This window comes from Pseudomonas sp. 1912-s (genome assembly GCF_029269205.1).
Lineage (GTDB): Bacteria > Pseudomonadota > Gammaproteobacteria > Pseudomonadales > Pseudomonadaceae > Aquipseudomonas.
In genome coordinates, this window is sequence record NZ_JARIXR010000004.1 from 256,089 (window position 1) to 274,060 (window position 17,972).

A 17,972-nucleotide genomic window follows, 5' to 3' on the forward strand; every position below is an offset into this window, starting at 1 on the left:
TGCTGTGTAATGGATGGGTCCGGAGGCTGGATTCGAACCAGCGCCCACCCGGTTAAGAGCCGAGTGTTCTACCGCTGAACTACTCCGGAACAGTGGGCGCATTGTCGAGCAATGCCTTGAGAATGTGAAGGACCCCTACCCTTATTAAGATTTAACTGACAGAGATGTTTGCTTTCCTACAGGCACCCATAAATTTCAAAGAATACTGAAGATCAAAATGTGGGAGCGGGCTTGCTCGCGAAAGCGGTGGCGCAGTCACACATGTACCGGCTGACCCAGCGCTTTCGCGAGCAAGCCCGCTCCCACATTGGATTTGCTGTGTTCTTGAGAATGGGGCTATTCAAGATTGCGCGCAGAATTGCTCAACGCCCTCGAACACTGCAACAACGCCGGCGCCAACTGCTTCTCCGCATCCGCCCGGCTCCACCGACTGGTGGGCGCCACCACGTGCACCGCCGCCACCGGCCGACCGTTCGCCCCCAGCACCGGCGCGCCGATGGTCATGTCGCCCAGGAACAGTTCCTGGCCATTCACCGCGTAGCCCTGTTCGCGCACTTGCTGCAACGACGCCATGATCCTGTCGACGTCCGTCAACGTCTGGCTGGTGTGCGCCACCCGCTGGCTGTGCTCGATCAACGCCAGTGCCTCCTCCTGCGGCAACGCACTCAAATACGCCCGGCCCGACGCCGTGCAGTACATCGGCACCCGCGAGCCAATCGGCATGTGCACCGGCACAAAGCCTGAGCTGACGAAGCGCGCGATGTACGTCATGTCGTAACCCGCAGGCTCCGTCAGGCACGAGGTTTCTCCCGTCAGGCGGGTCAGCTCCGAGAGGAACGGGTTGGCCACTTCAATCAACGAATGCGCATCCAGATAACTGAAGCCCAACTCCAGCACCCGGGGTGTGAGTTGGTAATGGCGGGTGCGCGAGTGTTTCCGAAGGTAACCCAGGCTCTCCAGGGTAAACACCATGCGCTGGGCCGAGCTTTTGGTCATGCCGGCGGCCTCGGCCACCTCTGCAAGGCTCATGCTGCGGCGCTGGGCGCTGAACGCCTTGAGCACCGACAGGCCTTTTTCCAGGGATTGGTTGTGCAAGCTGTTGCGTTCTTCAGACATGGCGGACTCGCGGTCAGGTCGATCAAGCGTGGCGATATTTCTACACCAAACTGCGAAATTCGACCACTTAAAATCGCATACCGATACGAACGGTTCATTTTGTCGATTTTCTGCACCACTAAACGATTTTATTGAATCGAAATGGCACAGAGCTTGCGGTTTCCTCTCCAGCCGCTTGCGGTACTGACGATCCGTTTTCCTTCTGGAGTAACCCGATGAACAGTCTTTCGCCCTTGTTTCGCCGCCTCGCCTTCGGTCTTTGCGCCACCCTTTGCGTGGCCACCGTGCACGCCGCCGGTGCGCCCTCGTACAAAGTCGGTGCAACCGCCAGTGGCTCGCCATTTACTTTCCTCGACATCAAGAGCAACAGCATCCAGGGCGTGATGGTCGACGTGGCCAATGCCGTGGGCAAGGCCGGTGGTTTCACCAGCGAAATCGAGCAGACCAACTTTGCCGCGCTGATTCCTTCGCTGACCTCCGGCAAGCTCGACTTCATCGCCGCCGGCATGCTCAAGACCCCGGAGCGCGCCCAGGTGGTGGACTTCAGCGCGCCGGTGTACGCCTACGGTGAAGGCCTGATCATCAGCGCCGATGACAACGCCGCCTACCCCGACCTCAGTTCCCTGAAGGACCAGGTGGTGGGCGTACAAGCTGGCACGATCTTCTACGACATGCTCAACAAGCTGGGCATCTTCAAGGAAATCCGCACCTACGACTCCATCGGTGAAATGGTCCGGGACCTGAGCCTGGGCCGCATCAAGGCCGCCGTGGGTGACCAGCCGGTGGTGGCGTACCAGATCCGCCAGAAACTGTTCAAAGGCGTGAAACTCGCCGCCGACTACAAGCCGGTCAACGTCGGCGAGGTGTGCCTGGTGGTGCGCAAGGGCGACAGCGAAACCCTCGCACGCCTGAACCAGGCCATCGCCAGCATCAAGGCTGACGGTACCCTGGAGGCGATCCTGAAGAAGTGGGGGCTTGATGCCCAGGTGCAGCCATGAACCCGGCTGAATTCCTGCAGAACGCCCGGGACTTCCTGCCGATCCTGCTTCAGGGCGCCTGGGTGACGATCCAGATTACCGTGCTGTCGTTCCTGCTCAGCAGCGCCATCGGCCTGGTGCTGGCGCTGCTCAAACTGTCGCCGATCAAGGCGCTGTCGTGGGCGGCGAGCACGGTGATCAACGTGATTCGCGGCCTGCCGATCATCGTGCAGCTGTTCTACATCTACTTCGTGCTGCCGGACATGGGCGTGCACCTCAGCGCGTTCCAGGCGGGTGTGATCGGCATGGGCATCGCCTATTCGGCGTACCAGGCGGAGAACTTTCGTACCGGCATCATCGCGGTCGAACAAGGCCAGCGTGAAGCCGCCGAAGCCCTGGGCATGCGCTCGGTGCTGATGATGCGCCGGGTGATCCTGCCCCAGGCCTTTCGCATCGCCCTGCCGCCCTACGGCAACACCCTGGTGATGATGCTCAAGGACTCCTCGCTGGTGTCGACCATCACCGTGGCCGAGATGACGCGCCAGGGCCAGCTTATCGCCTCGTCGACCTTCCAGAACATGACCGTCTACACCCTGGTCGCCCTGCTCTACCTGCTGATGAGCCTGCCGTTGGTGTATGGCCTGCGCCGCATGGAACAGCACCTGGGCCGGAGGAAAAAAGCATGATCGAGATTCGCCAACTGCAAAAACACTACGGCACCCATCGCGTGCTGCACGGCGTCGACCTGGACGTGGCCAAGGGCGAAGTGGTGTGCCTGATCGGCCCGTCCGGCTCGGGCAAATCCACCTTGCTGCGCTGCATCAACGCCCTGGAAGCCTACGACGGCGGCACCATCAACGTGTTCGGCGAAACCGTGCAACGTGGCAGCAAGACCGTGCATGCATTGCGTAGCCGCATGGGCATGGTGTTCCAGCGCTTCAACCTGTTCCCCCATCGCACCGTGCTGGAAAACGTGATGGAGGGCCCGGTGTACGTCAAACGCGAACCGCTGCAACAGGCCCGGGAAGAAGCCCTGGCGCTGCTGGATAAAGTCGGCCTGTCGGCCAAGGCCGATGCCTACCCGGAACAACTCTCGGGCGGCCAGCAGCAACGCGTCGCCATCGCCCGCGCCCTCGCGATGAAGCCCGATGCGATGCTGTTCGACGAACCAACCTCGGCCCTCGACCCGGAACTGGTGGGCGATGTGCTGGAAGTGATGCGCACCCTCGCCGATGAAGGCATGACCATGATTGTGGTGACCCACGAAATGGGCTTTGCCCGCGAAGTGGCCGACCGCGTGTGCTTCCTGCACGGCGGCTACATCGTGGAAAGCGGACCCGCCGAGCAAGTGCTGGGCAACCCGCAACAGCCGCGCCCCCAGGACTTCCTGCGCCGCGTGCTGCACCCGACGGCCAACACCCGGAGCCTGTCATGAAGTCACTCTGGGCAGCGACAGCCCCCGCCGCACCGCCGACACCCGCGCTGGCTGAATCCATCAAGGTCGACGTGGCCATCGTCGGTGCCGGCTACACCGGTTTGTCCACGGCCCTGCACCTGGCGGAACGCGGCGTGAGCGTGTGCGTGCTGGAAGCCAACGAGCCCGGCTGGGGCGCGTCCGGGCGCAATGGCGGGCAGGTCAACCCGACGCTCAAATACGACCCGGATCAACTGGTGCAGAGGTACGGCGCCGAGCGTGCCGAGCCGCTGATCGATACCGTGTCCAACTCGGCCGACCTGGTGTTCAACCTGATCGAGCGCCACGCCATCGACTGTGCGCCCACTCGCAAGGGCTGGATGCAGGTGTCCTATTCCGAAAAAGGCGTGGCAGGCCTGCATGCCCGGGCCGAACAATGGGAGCGTCGAGGGGTGCCGGTGCAGCGCCTGGATGCCGGCGCCGTGTCCGCTCGCATGGGCAGCCAGGCGTTTGCCGGCGGCTGGCTGGATGGCCGCGCTGGCGCCATCCAACCGCTGGCCTATGCGCGCGGCCTGGTGCGTGCAGCGCAGGCGGCGGGCGTGCGCATTCACGGACAAAGCGCAGTGACCGCGATTCAACCGGCGGGCGCCGGCTGGAAGCTGCAGACCGCCAGCGGCGCACAGGTGTCGGCCGGCCAGGTGGTATTGGCCACCAACGGCTACAGCGGCGACCTGTGGCCCGGCATGGCTCAGAGCGTGCTGGCGGCCAACAGCTTTATCGTTGCTACCCGGCCCTTGAGCGGGCCTGCGGCCGAGAGCATTTTGCCGGGGCAGGAAACCGTCTCAACCGCCCAACGCCTGCTACTGTACTTTCGCAAGGACGCCCACGGTCGCCTGCTGATGGGCGGGCGCGGGTTGTTCGAAGACCCCACCGGGCCAGCGGATTTTGCGCACCTGGAACGCTCGCTGGCGTTGTTGTTTCCGCAGTTGGGCAAGCTGGAATTCGAGTACCGCTGGGCGGGCCGGATCGCGATCACCCGGGACTTTATGCCTCACGTTCACGAACCCGCACCCGGCTTGACCCTGGCATTGGGCTGTAACGGACGCGGGATAGCCCTGTGCACCAGCCTCGGCCAGCAACTGGCCGGACGCCTGTGTGACAGCCGCTCCGACTTCGCGTACCCGGTAACGCTTTTGCAGCGGTTGCCACTGCATGGCTTGCAACGCTTCTACATCGGCGCTGGTGTTGCGTGGTACAGCCTGCTGGACCGCCTATCCCTGTAGGAGCGAGCCTGCTCGCGAAAAACCCGAAGGCGCCGCGTTTCCTCAGGAGACCGGCGCCTTCGTCAAAGCTCGCAAACCTCTCCCTCATCACTGAAGAAATAGATATTTTCATGCTTGTAGCCCCAGCGACCGCCCCGCTCGCGAACATGCGGCTCGAAGGTAAAGCACGTCACCTCCTCCAGGCGCCGATGATTGCCCGCCTCGATGTAGAGCCTTTGGTCACGCTGCTCACAGATGCTGTGGCCGACGTTGCCGGCGAAATCGAGGTTCTCGAAACCCTCGGATGCGATCAGTTCATTGGCGAACGCATGCAGGTCGTTGAACGTGGTCCCGGGGCGGGCGAAGGTGCGCATCATCGCGTGCAACCGGTGCTCCACTTCATAGCCCTTGCTGAACTCCGCACCCGTTGGCACCGCCCTGCACACGCCCTCCTCCACATAGAAAGAGCGCGCGCAATCGCCCCACACATTGCCGGAGCGTGGACTCAAATCCACCGTAATCAGATTGTGCAAACCGACCGCTTCGTCACTGGGACGATAGTCGCGGCCCGACACCGAAAGTGCACTGCGTGAACCCAGTAATACGAAGGCGGGGCAGTCGTAATACCAGGTCTTCGGATAGCCGGAATCCGCAAGCATCTGCGCTGCCATTTCGGCGATGGACGCTTCGGTTGAATGTGGGGTGATTCGCGTAACGAGCTGCTGCAATACCGACTTGGCGGCGGCCTGGACGACACGATTGGGCAACATGGACCGTCTCTGACTGATGGGTGATTGCGTCGATAGTATCAGCACCCTCCTCAATGACAGGGAGGCCTGCGCGGATTTTTCCGACAACTGTTTCAGGTTGTCGGTCGGACTCGGGCTGACTAACCTCCCGCAGTCGCTGCCCATTCAGCGGCCGGATTTGACCGTCCGACCCATCAACGACCGCAACGCCCAACACCTATTCCAGGCGTTTTTTTTGTGCCTGAGTTATCGTGTCGCGGCGGCTGTACGCGGGATACCTTCGGGTATGCCGGGTTCGTTGATAACCGGTCGGTCAATCCGCGTACAGCTGCCACCCTCCTCGTTTGACCGCGAACGGTGGTAGCTCCACTTATCGACGGAGCTTCACCATGATTAAAGACAGTCCACCCCCCCAAATCATGCCGACCGGCTTCAAGAAGCCGCTTACCGCGCCATTCATCACTATCTGAAACCTGACGCCCAACCCCAACCGCCTGAACCCGCCGAGCTACCGTTCGATGGATTGTTTACCGTGCGTAAGGACCTGGACACAGAAACCTTGCTGGCCAATGCCTCGCAAGACCTGGCGTCGATCAATGTCATCGCCGCTCACCTGGCCTTCGAAGTCGACGGGACTCAACGCAATGTGGCGCTGGGCATTTGCAGGATGCTGGAAGGTGTGCAGATGCTGGTCGACAAAGCGCTGGATCGATGCGCGGAAACCAGCCCACGCTAATGATCGTTCCCACGCTCTGCGTGGGAGCGATCAAGTCTCTTCAAAACACCGACCACCCAATCCGCTCACTCAACAACTCCAGCGCCTTCATCCCCGCCAGTGAATTCCCCGCCGCATTCAACTCCGGCGACCACACGCACACCGTAAACTGCCCCGGCACCACCGCGAGAATTCCGCCGCCTACCCCGCTCTTGCCCGGCAACCCGACGCGATACGCAAAATTCCCCGCCTCGTCATACAGCCCGCTGGTGGCCATGATCGAGTTCACCTGCTTGGTTTGCCGCGCGGTCAGAATCTGCTCACCGCTGTGGGTACACACGCCTTCATTCGCCAGGAAGCAAAACGCCTTGGCCAGGTCCAGGCAGCTCATCTGCAACGCGCAGTAGTTGAAGTAGCTGTGCAGCACCGCGTCCACATCGTTGTGGAAGTTGCCGAACGACTTCATCAGGTACGCCATGGCCGCATTGCGCGCACCGTGCTGGGCTTCGGATTCGGCCACGACACTGTTGACCAGGATCTGCGGGTTGCCCGACAGCCGTCGCACGAAGTCGCGCATGGACAGGATCGGCACGGCAAAGCGCGATTGGTTGATGTCGCAGATCACCAGCGCACCGGCGTTGATAAACGGGTTGCGTGGCCGCCCACGCTCAAACTCCAGCTGCACCATGGAGTTGAACGGCTGCCCCGAGGGTTCGTGGCCCAGGCGCTCCCAGATGCTTTCGCCGCCATGGTCGATGGCCTGCACCAGGCTGAATACCTTGGAGATGCTCTGTACGGAGAACAAGGTGTGGGCATCGCCCGCGCAGTAGAACGAGCCGTCATTACCGTACACGGCAATGCCCAGTTGCTGGGCCGGCACATCGGCGAGTGCGGGGATGTAGTCGGCGACTTTGCCGAGGCCGATCAGTGGACGGACTTCGTCGAGGATCGACTCCAACAGGGCCTGCATGTTTTGTTCGGGCATGGTTTGGAAAATAGTGATTGGCGGGCGCGGAGGATACCTGAAACATCAGGCCCAGGCAGGCCTTGGGTTAATAGGCCTCGCCTTCGTCGCCCCGAATATTGGCAGAGAAGGCGCGGGCTATTTCCCTGGCTTTTGCAAGGGCCTCATCGCTGTAGACAAACGCTATGGAGCCACGGCGGTAATCGAAGTAGTACTGCTGCTGCGTCACCGGAGAGGTCCAGAACGCGGTTTCATTGCCGCTGACGGTGATGGTTTCACCAGTCTTTGGATTGACTCCGACTGTCTCGCTTTCGAGGTTCATCGAGGGGTCATTCGCGCAAAACGAATGCCATTCTTCAGGCGCGATTGTGCTGCTTTCGACTCTCTCGATGTGGATCTCATAAGCCATTGGTATCTACTCCGGAACAGGGGACTGGGGCAACGACGTTACCAGAAAGCTGGCTTGGCCGATGCCCATGCTGTACCTGTCACGCCCGCTCCCGCCCCTTGAACGCCACCGAAAAACAAAAAAAGATCAGCAACGCAAACCCCGCCGGGAACAGCCAGATGCTGCGCCAGTCATGGCTGCCACCCGCCGCTGCATAGTGGTCGGTCACCTGCCCTGCTACCCAGAACCCGATCAACATTCCCACGCCGTAGGTCGCCAGGGTAATCAACCCCTGGGCCGAACTCCTGAAGCGCTCCGGGGCCTTGGCGTCGGTGTAAATCTGCCCCGAGACAAAGAAGAAGTCATAGCAGATGCCATGCAGCGCGATCCCGGTAAACAGCATGAAGGCCAGTTCGCCGTTGTTGCCGTAGGCGAACAGCGCATAGCGAAGCGCCCAGGCCAGCATGCCCACCAGCAGCGCGACCTTGATGCCGAAGCGCTGGATGAACAGCGGCAATAGCAGCATGAACAGCACCTCGGACACTTGCCCGATGGCCATTTTTGCCGTGGGGTTGGTCACGCCGATTTCCGCGAGGAACGGGTTGGCGTTCTGGTAGTAGAACGCCAGGGGAATACAGATCAGGATCGAGGCGATGAAGAACACCAGGTAGCTGCGATCCTTGAGCAAACCCAGCGCATCCAGCCCCAGCAGTTGCTTGACACCACCACTGCCCGCCTCGGCTTTCAACGGAGCGGTAGGCGGCAAGGTGAAGCTGTAGAAACCCAGCACCAGTGACGCGATGGCAGACATCAGGAAGGTGTTGCGCAACGCGCCGGTGGTGATCGACTGCTGGGAATCCCAGGCGAACACAAAGCTGATCACCAACCCCGCGACGATCCAGCCCAAGGTGCCCCACACACGGATGCGCGAAAATTCCTGGGCCGGGTCGCTCATTTGCCGGAACGCCACCGAGTTCACCAGTGCCAGCGTCGGCATGTAGATGACCATGTACGCCAGCACGTAGGGATAAAAGCCGACAAAGTCCGGCGCGCGGTACAGCTGGTACAGCAGCACTGCGCCGATCAGGTGCAGCACCGCCAGGATGCGCTCGGCGTTGAAGTAGCGGTCGGCGATCAGGCCGATGATAAACGGCGCGATGATCGCCCCCCAGGACTGGGTGGAAAACGCCATGCCGATTTGCCCGCCACTGGCCCCCAGGTTGCTGGCGAGGAAGGTGCCCAGGGTGACGAACCAGCCGCCCCAGATAAAGAACTGCAGGAACATCATGACGCTCAGTCGCGCTTTCATTGTGGTCACCGGTTTATTGTTATTTTGGTAAGCGAAGCGGTGTTCAGGCGTCGGGCAGGCCCAGCAGCCGTCGGTTGGAGTGTTCGTCGGACGTCACGCCGGCAAAGTCATCGAACGCCTTGGTGGTCTTGCGGATCATGTGCTGCTGGATGAACGCCGCCCCTTCTGCCGCGCCTTGTTGCGCGTCCTTCAGGCAGCACTCCCACTCCAGCACGGCCCAGCCGTTGAAGTCGTATTGGGTGAGCTTGCTGAAGATTGACTTGAAGTCGATCTGGCCATCGCCCAACGAGCGGAAACGCCCGGGGCGGTCGACCCAGCCTTGATAGCCGCCATACACGCCGGAGCGTGCATCGGGGCGGAACTCGGCGTCCTTGACGTGGAACATGCGGATGCGTGCATGGTAGCGGTCGATGAAGCCCAGGTAGTCCATTTGCTGCAACAGCAGGTGGCTGGGGTCGTAGAGGATGTTGGCCCGGGGATGGTGGTCGACGGCTTCGAGGAAGCGCTCGAAGGAGGCGCCGTCGTGCAGGTCTTCACCGGGGTGGATTTCGTAGCACAGGTCGACACCGGCCGCTTCGAAGCAATCGAGGATCGGCAGCCAGCGCTTGGCCAACTCGGCGAAGCCTTGCTCCACCAGGCCGCCGGGGCGTTGTGGCCACGGGTAGATGTAGGGCCAGAGCAGCGCGCCGGAGAAGGTCGCGTGTGCGCTTAAGCCAAGGCGTTGGCTGGCGCGGGCGGCGAGTTTCAGTTGCTCGATGGCCCACTCGGTGCGTGCCTGGGGTTGGCCTCGCAGGTGGGCCGGGGCGAAGTCGTCGAAGAGCGTGTCGAAGGCCGGGTGCACGGCCACCAACTGGCCTTGCAGGTGGGTCGACAGTTCGCTGATTTCGACGCCGGCATGGGCGCAGGTCGCCTTGAGTTCATCGCAGTAGGCCTGGCTTTCTGCGGCGCGGGCCAGGTCGATGTAGCGTGTGCCAAGGGTGGGCAACTGGATTGCCTTGTAGCCCTGGGAGGCCGCCCATTCGGCGATGTTGGCCAGGGTGTCGAAAGGCGCTTCGTCCGAGATGAACTGGGCGAGAAAAATGCCGGGGCCGCGCATGTGTGTGATCTCCTTCATAAGTGGCTGGCCAGGGTCGTCCACTTCGCGTCGCCGCGATGGTTGGCGATCACGGCTTCGATAAAGGCCATGCCGCGTACGCCGACTTCAATGCCGGGCACGCCGACGGCTTCAGTGCCTTGGCGAATGGCTGTGGCGAAGTCGCAGTAGAGGTTGGCCATGGCTTCCAGATAACCCTCGGGATGCCCGGCGGGCAGGCGCATGCGCTGCAAGGCCGCGTCGCACAGCCAGGGCTGGCCGAGGCCGGAACGCAGGATGCGCAGGGGTTGATCGAGGGAGCGATGGATCAGGCTGGCGGGTTCTTCCTGGCGCCATTCTAGGCCGCCCTTGTCGCCATAGAGGCGGATCTTCAGCGGGTTCTCTTCACCGGCACACACTTGGCTTGCGATCAGCACGCCGCTGGCACCGGAGGCCATCTTGAACAGCATGGCGGCATCGTCATCGAGTTGGCGGCCGGGTACGTGGGTGCCCAGGCTGGCGCAGAGCTGTTCGATCGGTTGGTCGGCGACGAACTCCGCGAGGGAAAAGGCGTGGGTGCCGATGTCGCCGATGCAGCCGCCCAGCCCCGACAGCTCGGGCCGGCTCCGCCAGTCAGCCTGCTTATTGCCCTCCCCGGCCGCGTCCTGGCTGAGCCAGCCCTGGGGGTACTCGACGATGACTTTGCGCAGGGTGCCGATGACACCGCTGCGCACCATCTCACGTGCTTGCCACACCATCGGATAGCCCAGGTAGGTATGTGCCAGCCCATAACGTCCGGGACTGGTGTTGACGACGTTTGCCAACGCCTGCACCTCGGCGAGATTCAACGCGGCAGGCTTCTCGCTGAACACGTGAAAGCCAGCCTGCAACGCCAGGGTCGCGATGGGAGCATGCAGATGATTGGGGGTGACGATCACCAGCAGTTGCATGCGCTGATCGGCCGGCAATGCCTGTTCCGCCGTCAGCATCTGCTGCCAGTCGCTGTAGCAACGGGACGCGGACAAGCCCAGGGCGCTGCCAGTGTTCCGGTTGTTCTCGGGCTCGCGGCTGAAGGCCCCGCACACCAGTTCATAACCGCCATCCAGCCCCGCCGCCTGGCGGTGGGCCTGGCCGATGAAGGCGCCCGCGCCGCCGCCAACAAAGCCCATTCTTATTTTTTGCACTGCAGCCGTCATCGCAAGTCTTCTCTTTTTGGGCTATTACGGATCATGATGTAACCGGTTACATCGTGCCGGAAATTTAGGCCCAGTTGCTCGCGGTGTCAAACCCCGACTGCGGTAAACTTGGCGGCTGCTGCTCTGATAACGAGGTTGTCTTGTCCAATATTCGCGAAGTCGCCCGCTTGGCCGGGGTTTCGGTGGCCACCGTGTCCAGGACCCTGGCCAGCCCTGAACGCGTGCTCCCCGAGACCCGCGACAAGGTCAACGCCGCCGTGGAACAGACCGGCTACCGGCCGAACCGCATGGCGGTGCAATTTCGTTCGCGGCGCACCGGTAACCTGGTGATCCTGGTACCGGCGATTGCCAACACGTTTTTCGCCCGGGTCATCAGCGGTGCACAACAGGCGGCGCAGGCGTCGGGTTACCGGTTGCTGTTGTGCGACACCCGGGGCCACGCTGAAATCGAAAAGCAGTTCGCCGAACTGGTCCACGCCCATCAGGCCGATGGGGTGATTCAATTGCGGGCCTCTGACCCGTTCAGCGACTGCAGCGACTCACCGCCACTGGTGAACGCCTGCGAGGTGATCCAGGACGGTCGCCATCCCACCATCAGCCTCGACAACCGTGGTGCAGCCCGGGCCATGACCCAACACTTGATCGACCTCGGCCACCGCCGCATCGGGTTGATCAAAGGCCCGAAAAGCAGCCCGCTGACCCGTGACCGCGTGGCCGGTTATGAAGATGCCTTGCTCGCGGCCGGCATCCCCCGCGACCCGGCGCTTATCTGCCACGGCGACTTCACCCTGCACGCCGGTTTCGAAGGCGCAGGCAGCATGCTTGCCTTGCCCGAGCGCCCCACCGCGCTGTTCTGCGAGAACGACGAAATGGCCATCGGCGCCTTGAAGCGCATCAAGCAACAGGGCCTGCGCGTGCCCCAGGATATTTCCCTGGTGGGCTTTGATGACATCCCCTTCGCCGCCTATTGCGACCCGCCGCTGACCACCATCGCCCAGCCAGCCGAAACCTTCGGGCGCAAGGCGGTCGAGATGCTCATCGCCCTGATCGAGAAAACCCCGCTGCCGGAACGCCAGGTGGTGTTGCCGTTCGAACTCACCTTGCGTGGCAGTACGGCAGCGCCCAACACTCAATAGTGCGCCACGTCCGACACCTGGGTGTCCAGCACGTCCCGCGCCAAAGCCCAGGCTTGATCCCGGGATTCCACCACCAGCAGCGGGTAGCCCCACGCTTTGCCAAACATCACCGCAAACGGCTTGAGCGCCAGGCGCTTGGCCGCGCTGGGCTCCACCTGAATCATGCCTTTGACGAACGCGCGCAAGGCCACCTTATTCTTCTTCATCCAGATCGAGGCTTGTTTGCGCTCTTCGTGGGAGTGCTCGTGAGCGCTTTCATCCACGGCTTTTTCGTGAAGCAAAACGAAGGGCTCCTGGCGCCGCAGCAAGGCCTCGAACGCGACAAAGGTGTCTTGCGGGGGCGTGTCGCTCGGGGCGTCGAAGACGATTTTCACCACGGGGAACATTGCACTGTCGAGTTGCATGGGAAGCTCCTTTAACGAGAATGTTTCTCATAATAGCCATGCCATCACTGGACGCCATTGCACAGAATAGCCAGAATGTTTCGCATTCCAGCCAAGACGTACCTCTGCCATGTATACCCACCGCCTCGAAACCCGTGACCCGCTGCGCCCGGCCATGGCCGATGCGATTCCCCGAGCCGTGGTAGCGGTGAGCGCCTCAAGCACTTCCGCCAGCTGGGAGCACACGCCGCACCAGCACCGCAAGGGTCAGTTGATGTACACGTTGCGCGGGGTGATTCATTGCGTCATCGAAGAAGGTATATGGATCGTGCCGCCCCAGTGCGCGCTGTGGATTCCGGGTGGCCTCTCCCATGCGGCACGCGGTTCGGGGCCTGCGGATGTCTACTGCCTGCTGGTAGACCCCGACGCCGCCAGCGCCCTGCCCCGGCAATGCTGCACGCTGGCCGTGTCGCCGTTGTTACACGAGTTGATCAGCAAGGCTGTAAGCTTTCCGCCGCTGTATGACACCGAGGGCGCGCAAGGACGGTTGGTGGCCACGCTGCTGGATGAGCTGGCACTGGCCCCGGTCGAGGCGCTGCACCTGCCCATGCCCCAGGACCCAAGGTTGAGACGCCTGGCCGACAGTTTGTTGGCCAACCCCGGCGACAAGGCCACCCTCGGCGAATGGGCGGTACGCATCGGCATGAGCGAACGCAGCATGACGCGCCTGTTGCTGGAGGAGATCGGCCTGAGTTTCGGGCGCTGGCGCCGGCAGCTGCATGTGATCCTGTCACTGCAGCGCCTGGCCAAAGGCGAAAGTGTGCAGAGGGTAGCGCTGGACCTGGGCTATGAGAACGCCAGCGGCTTTATCACCATGTTCCGCAAGGCCATCGGCAAACCTCCGGCGCGCTACCTGGCAGACCGCGCGGGCACATCCGAGCACACAACGCCCGCTATCGCCTTGCTGGATTATTATAAATAGTCAGGTATAAGCATTTTTAGAGCTTAAGGACTAGAACGGTTAAATCATTCCAGCCAAAAAAATCAAGCCAGCCTAAAATACTTATCGCACACTAAAAAATTTGCACTAGCATATGAGTACTCCCGTCCAGAAATCCGCTTTCAACACCCGCCAGCAAACCGCCTTACCCCCCGTAAATAAAGTGCCGAATGTTAAAATTTGTCACGTTTTGGCGTATTCAATTCGATTAACATCTAAACGCCTGCAGCGATTGAATTGACGGCCTCGCATGCCGGAAAAGGGAGCAACGTGATGCATTTTTCCAACGTCCTCGCTATTGCACGGACCCCATCGAAATCCGAGGACTTCAGCGAGCTTATAGTTCGTACTGTACCGAAAAATCTAAAAGTCGATACACGCTCCTACGGCCAACTAATTGGTCCCTATGAAAGCCATGGACATTACCGTGCCATCATCATAGAGATTGACACCCCCTCTGCCAGCACCCAAACGCTGGACATCATAAAGAAAACCAGATCCGAGAACCCCGGCAGCACCATTTTTCTGGTTGTCACCTTCGCCACCACACTAAGCAAAACCAAATATTATCTCGCAGGCGCCGACTACTGCATAAAGGTCGTCGAGAGCTCGCCCGAAAAAAAACTTGCGCTCTTCGCCGCGTTTCTCAGCGAGACATACTGGCTAAGTAATACTGATTTGCTACTCGACCAGGACCGCATGTGCATCTACGGCGGCGGCAAAAAGCTGGAAGTCTCCTTCGTCGAAATGAAAGTACTGGAAGCCCTCATTCATAATCGATTGCTCAGCCACGATGAAATTGCAGTTGTCATGGGACTTAACGCCCGATTTTATGATTCGCGGGCGCTCGAAAAATCGATCAGCCGTTTACGCGGCAAAATAAAATCGCACTATGGAAGCAATATAATTCAAAGCATTCGGGGTTACGGCTACAAACTTAGCAGAGGTCTTGCTTCGGTGAATCATGTCCAACCCGTCAAGGAGCGGCCAAACCGTGAATAGCGGAAATCTATTGCTTGCAGCGTCCGCCGACTTCAAGTTTTCGCGCCAGGCGATACTTGAACGAAGTTGCACCTTATGGGGCAGTGAAATTCGGGTTCATGCCGAGCACGCTCTCGACACCTTGCCCGATGATGTGCGCCCCTTTTATTCCGAGCAACTTAAGTACGCCTACAGTGAAGCCCTGCAACACACAAAACCCAACTCATTTGCCCGAGAAGGAAAACGTTTGTGTGTGGACAAAAGCCCGGGGCTCCACAAGTTTTTCCGGGTAGAGCAATCCTTATTGATGAATGAAGACCTGCTCAAGGAAATCATCAACACGTCGGCCATACTGGAAAAACACAAACAACAACTTATTGTCAGCGTTGAAAATACACTGGATACTCTCCCCGGCCCGGTGGAGCGTAGAAACATGATCCGCCAACTGTATAGCCTGAAAGACCGCAGCACTATAAAGCTTGCCTATAACAATTACACATTACATACAAAAAACACCGACCTGCTGATCGACTTGAGTCTTTATGACTATATAAAAATGCCCTTTCCAGACTCGGCCCTCAGGCTCAGTCTGAACACGCGCTCAGGCCTGTTCGACCGGCTTTACGACCAGATGCTGGGGCTGATGAGCACCACCCGGGTCTCGTTCATCGCCGACAACGTCGAGTATGCCGACAGCGCACTTCTCGCCAGACGCTTGCCTTTTGACTATTTTCAGGGCCCCTACTTCTCCCCTGCTGATAGTTTATGAACCCCCGTACTTTCCTGGAATCGGTGAATGCCATGAGTTCTCTCAAGAAACACACATTTACATCCACGTACCCGTCAATTGCGCTGCATGATTTCACGCCCAATGTGGCATTTTTACATTACGACGTCGACAGCGGCCCGCTGGTCGAAACCGCTGAGAAAACAGCGGAGTCCTCGGCCAGTTCCTACGCCGTTACCAGTGAGCAGAATTTCAATCTATGGCTCAGCAATTATGTGGCCGCCAAAAGACTCTATGAGGCCAATAACCGACTAACCCGACAACTTTACGATGCTTCAAAAAACCCGAAAATTGCCGTACTCAAATCAGAACCCGGCGGCCCCGATCTTAATAACACCCCCGCGGAAGTTGTTAATTCAACCCCCGCCTTGCGCACCCCGGATGTGTGGTTATTGACCCAACAAGACCGGGCACTGGTCAAAGGCGGACTGCGCATTTCCTTGACGACTATTGAATCGGCACTGATCAAGAAGATGTTGCACCATGAAGAACGCGTGGTGAGCAAAGAAGAACTTATCCGGAACATCGGGCGTGAACCCGACCTCTATCGCGGGCTTGAAATGTGCCTCAGCCGACTGCAGGACAAGTTCAAGCGCGTCAATGATGGCGAGCGCCTGTTCCGAGCGGTACGCAACCGCGGCTACTGCCTCACACAAAAAATAAAAAGCCCTTTGAGCAGTCGCAGCAGCGTCGCCGAACAATAATTATTTCATAAAAATTACAATTCACCCTGCCTATTAAAATCCTTTTCTATCTGCCATTTTATAACAACATGCCCGCGTTATAAGTCGTCAGCCATTGCTCCCTGCCATTTATTACTATCAATACGCACGCCTACGCGTGCGCCTGCCATTTGATAGTCATTAAAACCACGCCTCGCTTTAACCTGCCAGCACGTGAGTGGATACCACAGGGAGCAGAAGTATGCTTAACAACAGAAGAATGCATCGTAACCTTACACCCAAAGGTCTCACCTTCTGGGGGCAGTGGGCTATTGCCTTGAGTGTGGTCGTTGTACTTTTGTTTTCACTGGTACTGTTCAAGACCGGACAACTGGAGTCCCACTACCGGATATTGGCAGCCATTACAATACTGGCCTCTATCCCGGCCTACATGTTATGTGATGTCTATAGCAAAAAGGACGACTTTTTTGTTGGGCTGGGACGTTTATTCACCGGTTGGTTATTGACCCTGGGCATATTGTTGGCGGTGGGCGTCGCATGTAATGCCAGCTCGCTGTTTCCTTTCGAGATACTGCTACTCTGGGCCGCCGTCAGCTATCCAATACTAGCACTTTGCTACATTCCGATTCACAGTCTATCCAGGTACTACCATCGGCAACTTCACGAGCGCCAGAAATCCCTGATTATTGGTACGGGAAAACTTGCCACCGATTTGGCCAACACTCTTGCCCGGCAAAAACGCTCGCCCTTAGTCGGGCTCGTAGGTCCAGACACCGTCCTGCCTCAGACCAGTACTCAACCGCAGATTCTCGGCGATTTGCCCGACCTTCCCGCACTGATCAGACAACACGGTATTCGCCGGCTGTACATCACTCATTCGCTCCAGGAAGCCACGCATATCGAGGCGCTGTACCTCAACCTGCTGGAGATCAGCGTGGACGTGATCTGGGTGCCCGACCTCAACAACATGCTGCTGCTCAACCACAGCGTGGCCGAGGTGGATGGGTTGCCGGCAATCTTCCTCAATGAGAGCCCGCTGACCAGTCGCCCGACCGCGGCACTGAGCAAGTCGCTGCTGGACAAGAGCCTGGCGCTGTTGGCGATTGTGCTGCTCAGCCCGTTGCTGCTGCTGTTCGCCCTGCTGATCAAACTCACCTCCCCCGGCCCGGTGATTTTCAAGCAGGACCGTCACGGCTGGAATGGCGAGGTGATCAAGGTCTGGAAGTTCCGCTCGATGCGTGTACATGACGACCACGAGGTGCGCCAGGCAAGCCGCAACGACTCGCGCATTACCGGCGTGGGGCGCTTTATCCGGCGCACCTCCATCGACGAGCTGCCGCAGCTATTCAACGTGCTGCAGGGGCATATGGCACTGGTGGGCCCGCGCCCCCATGCCGTTGCCCACAATGACTACTACTCGGGCAAGATTCGCGCCTACATGGCGCGGCATCGCATCAAGCCCGGCATCACCGGCCTGGCGCAAGTCAACGGCTGCCGTGGCGAAACCGAGACCCTGGAGAAGATGCAAAAACGCGTCGATATCGACCTGAGCTATATCAACAACTGGTCGCTGTGGCTCGACATCAAGATCCTCTTCAAGACCCCGTTTACCCTGCTGTCCAAAGACATCTATTGACCCTCCCTTCCCCGTGTCGCTGCAACGGCGACGCGGGGCACCAGACGCCCTCAGGGGCGTCGTCTTCGCTCCCCGCCACTCTCCCCCATTAGCCGCAAAGATAACGCCCACAGCGACGCCTGGGCGTCCAGGCCCGCGCCATTCGTAGAGGGTTCACAGAGGGGAAGTCAGGGAAGTGTTGCTCGCCGACATTGCACCTGGCGT

At 59.8% G+C, this 17,972-nt stretch carries 18 protein-coding genes, 1 tRNA gene and 1 pseudogene; 11 read left to right on the forward strand and 9 right to left on the reverse strand.

The features are described 5' to 3' along the window. Positions 1–14 precede the first annotated feature (14 nt). Together P3C29_RS07625 and P3C29_RS07630 are read right to left on the reverse strand one after the other, a co-directional pair. A tRNA-Lys gene (locus P3C29_RS07625) sits at positions 15–89 on the reverse strand. Between the two features lie 247 nt (positions 90–336). Further along, positions 337–1,116, reverse strand: a complete 780-nt coding sequence (locus P3C29_RS07630; RefSeq protein ID WP_275964216.1) for an IclR family transcriptional regulator — start codon at positions 1,114–1,116, stop codon at positions 337–339. 215 nt (positions 1,117–1,331) lie between these two features. Here P3C29_RS07630 and P3C29_RS07635 point away from each other — a divergent pair, with 215 nt between their 5' ends. The 4 genes from P3C29_RS07635 to P3C29_RS07650 are packed head-to-tail and all read left to right on the forward strand — an operon-like array spanning position 1,332 to position 4,790. Beyond that, positions 1,332–2,114 carry an ABC transporter substrate-binding protein gene (locus tag P3C29_RS07635; RefSeq protein ID WP_275964217.1) on the forward strand — a complete coding sequence of 261 codons (783 nt, stop codon included), beginning with the start codon at positions 1,332–1,334 and terminating at the stop codon, positions 2,112–2,114. Continuing rightward, a complete protein-coding gene (gene ehuD, locus P3C29_RS07640; protein WP_003211406.1) occupies positions 2,111–2,779 on the forward strand; it encodes an ectoine/hydroxyectoine ABC transporter permease subunit EhuD in 669 nt (222 codons plus the stop codon). Before P3C29_RS07635 ends, ehuD begins: the two co-directional genes overlap by 4 nt. Next, positions 2,776–3,528, forward strand: coding sequence for an amino acid ABC transporter ATP-binding protein (locus P3C29_RS07645; protein ID WP_275964218.1), 753 nt, complete (start codon positions 2,776–2,778; stop codon positions 3,526–3,528). Before ehuD ends, P3C29_RS07645 begins: the two co-directional genes overlap by 4 nt. Continuing rightward, complete coding sequence (locus tag P3C29_RS07650) at positions 3,525–4,790, forward strand: FAD-binding oxidoreductase (protein WP_275964219.1); 1,266 nt, start codon at positions 3,525–3,527, stop codon at positions 4,788–4,790. Before P3C29_RS07645 ends, P3C29_RS07650 begins: the two co-directional genes overlap by 4 nt. A gap of 62 nt (positions 4,791–4,852) precedes the next feature. Here the strand turns inward: P3C29_RS07650 and P3C29_RS07655 are convergent, their stop codons facing one another. After that, positions 4,853–5,539 (reverse strand): M24 family metallopeptidase, encoded by a 687-nt coding sequence (locus tag P3C29_RS07655; protein ID WP_201124514.1) that lies wholly within the window; start codon positions 5,537–5,539, stop codon positions 4,853–4,855. Positions 5,540–5,907: 368 nt separating this feature from the next. Between P3C29_RS07655 and P3C29_RS07660 the strand changes: the two are divergent. Continuing rightward, positions 5,908–6,254, forward strand: a pseudogene (locus P3C29_RS07660) (DUF6124 family protein). 40 nt (positions 6,255–6,294) lie between these two features. Here the strand turns inward: P3C29_RS07660 and glsB are convergent. The 5 genes from glsB to P3C29_RS07685 form a co-directional block, all read right to left on the reverse strand. Continuing rightward, positions 6,295–7,203, reverse strand: coding sequence for a glutaminase B (glsB, locus tag P3C29_RS07665; RefSeq protein ID WP_010171887.1), 909 nt, complete (start codon positions 7,201–7,203; stop codon positions 6,295–6,297). 82 nt (positions 7,204–7,285) lie between these two features. Further along, positions 7,286–7,606: a hypothetical protein gene (locus tag P3C29_RS07670; protein ID WP_275964220.1), complete on the reverse strand. Its 321-nt coding sequence runs from the start codon at positions 7,604–7,606 to the stop codon at positions 7,286–7,288. Positions 7,607–7,685: 79 nt separating this feature from the next. Further along, the gene (locus P3C29_RS07675) at positions 7,686–8,894 is read right to left on the reverse strand and encodes a nucleoside permease (protein ID WP_275964221.1); all 1,209 of its coding nucleotides are present in this window, start codon (positions 8,892–8,894) and stop codon (positions 7,686–7,688) included. Between the two features lie 43 nt (positions 8,895–8,937). After that, on the reverse strand, positions 8,938–9,990 hold the full coding sequence (locus tag P3C29_RS07680; protein ID WP_275964222.1) for a sugar phosphate isomerase/epimerase: 1,053 nt from the start codon (positions 9,988–9,990) through the stop codon (positions 8,938–8,940). 14 nt (positions 9,991–10,004) lie between these two features. After that, on the reverse strand, positions 10,005–11,135 hold the full coding sequence (locus P3C29_RS07685; RefSeq protein ID WP_275964260.1) for a Gfo/Idh/MocA family oxidoreductase: 1,131 nt from the start codon (positions 11,133–11,135) through the stop codon (positions 10,005–10,007). Between the two features lie 167 nt (positions 11,136–11,302). Between P3C29_RS07685 and P3C29_RS07690 the strand changes: the two genes are divergently transcribed. Further along, positions 11,303–12,298, forward strand: coding sequence for a LacI family DNA-binding transcriptional regulator (locus P3C29_RS07690; RefSeq protein WP_275964223.1), 996 nt, complete (start codon positions 11,303–11,305; stop codon positions 12,296–12,298). Here P3C29_RS07690 and P3C29_RS07695 read toward each other — a convergent pair. After that, positions 12,292–12,702: a hypothetical protein gene (locus tag P3C29_RS07695; protein WP_275964224.1), complete on the reverse strand. Its 411-nt coding sequence runs from the start codon at positions 12,700–12,702 to the stop codon at positions 12,292–12,294. The genes P3C29_RS07690 and P3C29_RS07695 overlap by 7 nt on opposite strands. A 109-nt stretch (positions 12,703–12,811) precedes the next feature. Here P3C29_RS07695 and P3C29_RS07700 point away from each other — a divergent pair, with 109 nt between their 5' ends. The 5 genes from P3C29_RS07700 (at position 12,812) to P3C29_RS07720 (ending at position 17,768) form a co-directional block, all read left to right on the forward strand. Beyond that, positions 12,812–13,663, forward strand: a complete 852-nt coding sequence (locus P3C29_RS07700) for a helix-turn-helix transcriptional regulator (protein WP_169388846.1) — start codon at positions 12,812–12,814, stop codon at positions 13,661–13,663. Positions 13,664–13,954: 291 nt separating this feature from the next. Beyond that, positions 13,955–14,683 (forward strand): winged helix-turn-helix domain-containing protein, encoded by a 729-nt coding sequence (locus P3C29_RS07705; protein WP_010171902.1) that lies wholly within the window; start codon positions 13,955–13,957, stop codon positions 14,681–14,683. Then, positions 14,676–15,431, forward strand: a complete 756-nt coding sequence (locus P3C29_RS07710; RefSeq protein ID WP_275964225.1) for a hypothetical protein — start codon at positions 14,676–14,678, stop codon at positions 15,429–15,431. The genes P3C29_RS07705 and P3C29_RS07710 overlap by 8 nt, the downstream gene beginning before the upstream one ends. A gap of 32 nt (positions 15,432–15,463) precedes the next feature. After that, entirely contained in the window at positions 15,464–16,153 is a 690-nt protein-coding gene (locus P3C29_RS07715; RefSeq protein WP_029615957.1) for a winged helix-turn-helix domain-containing protein, read from the forward strand. A 220-nt stretch (positions 16,154–16,373) separates the two neighbouring features. Continuing rightward, entirely contained in the window at positions 16,374–17,768 is a 1,395-nt protein-coding gene (locus P3C29_RS07720) for an undecaprenyl-phosphate glucose phosphotransferase (protein WP_242487090.1), read from the forward strand. Positions 17,769–17,972: the final 204 nt, after the last annotated feature.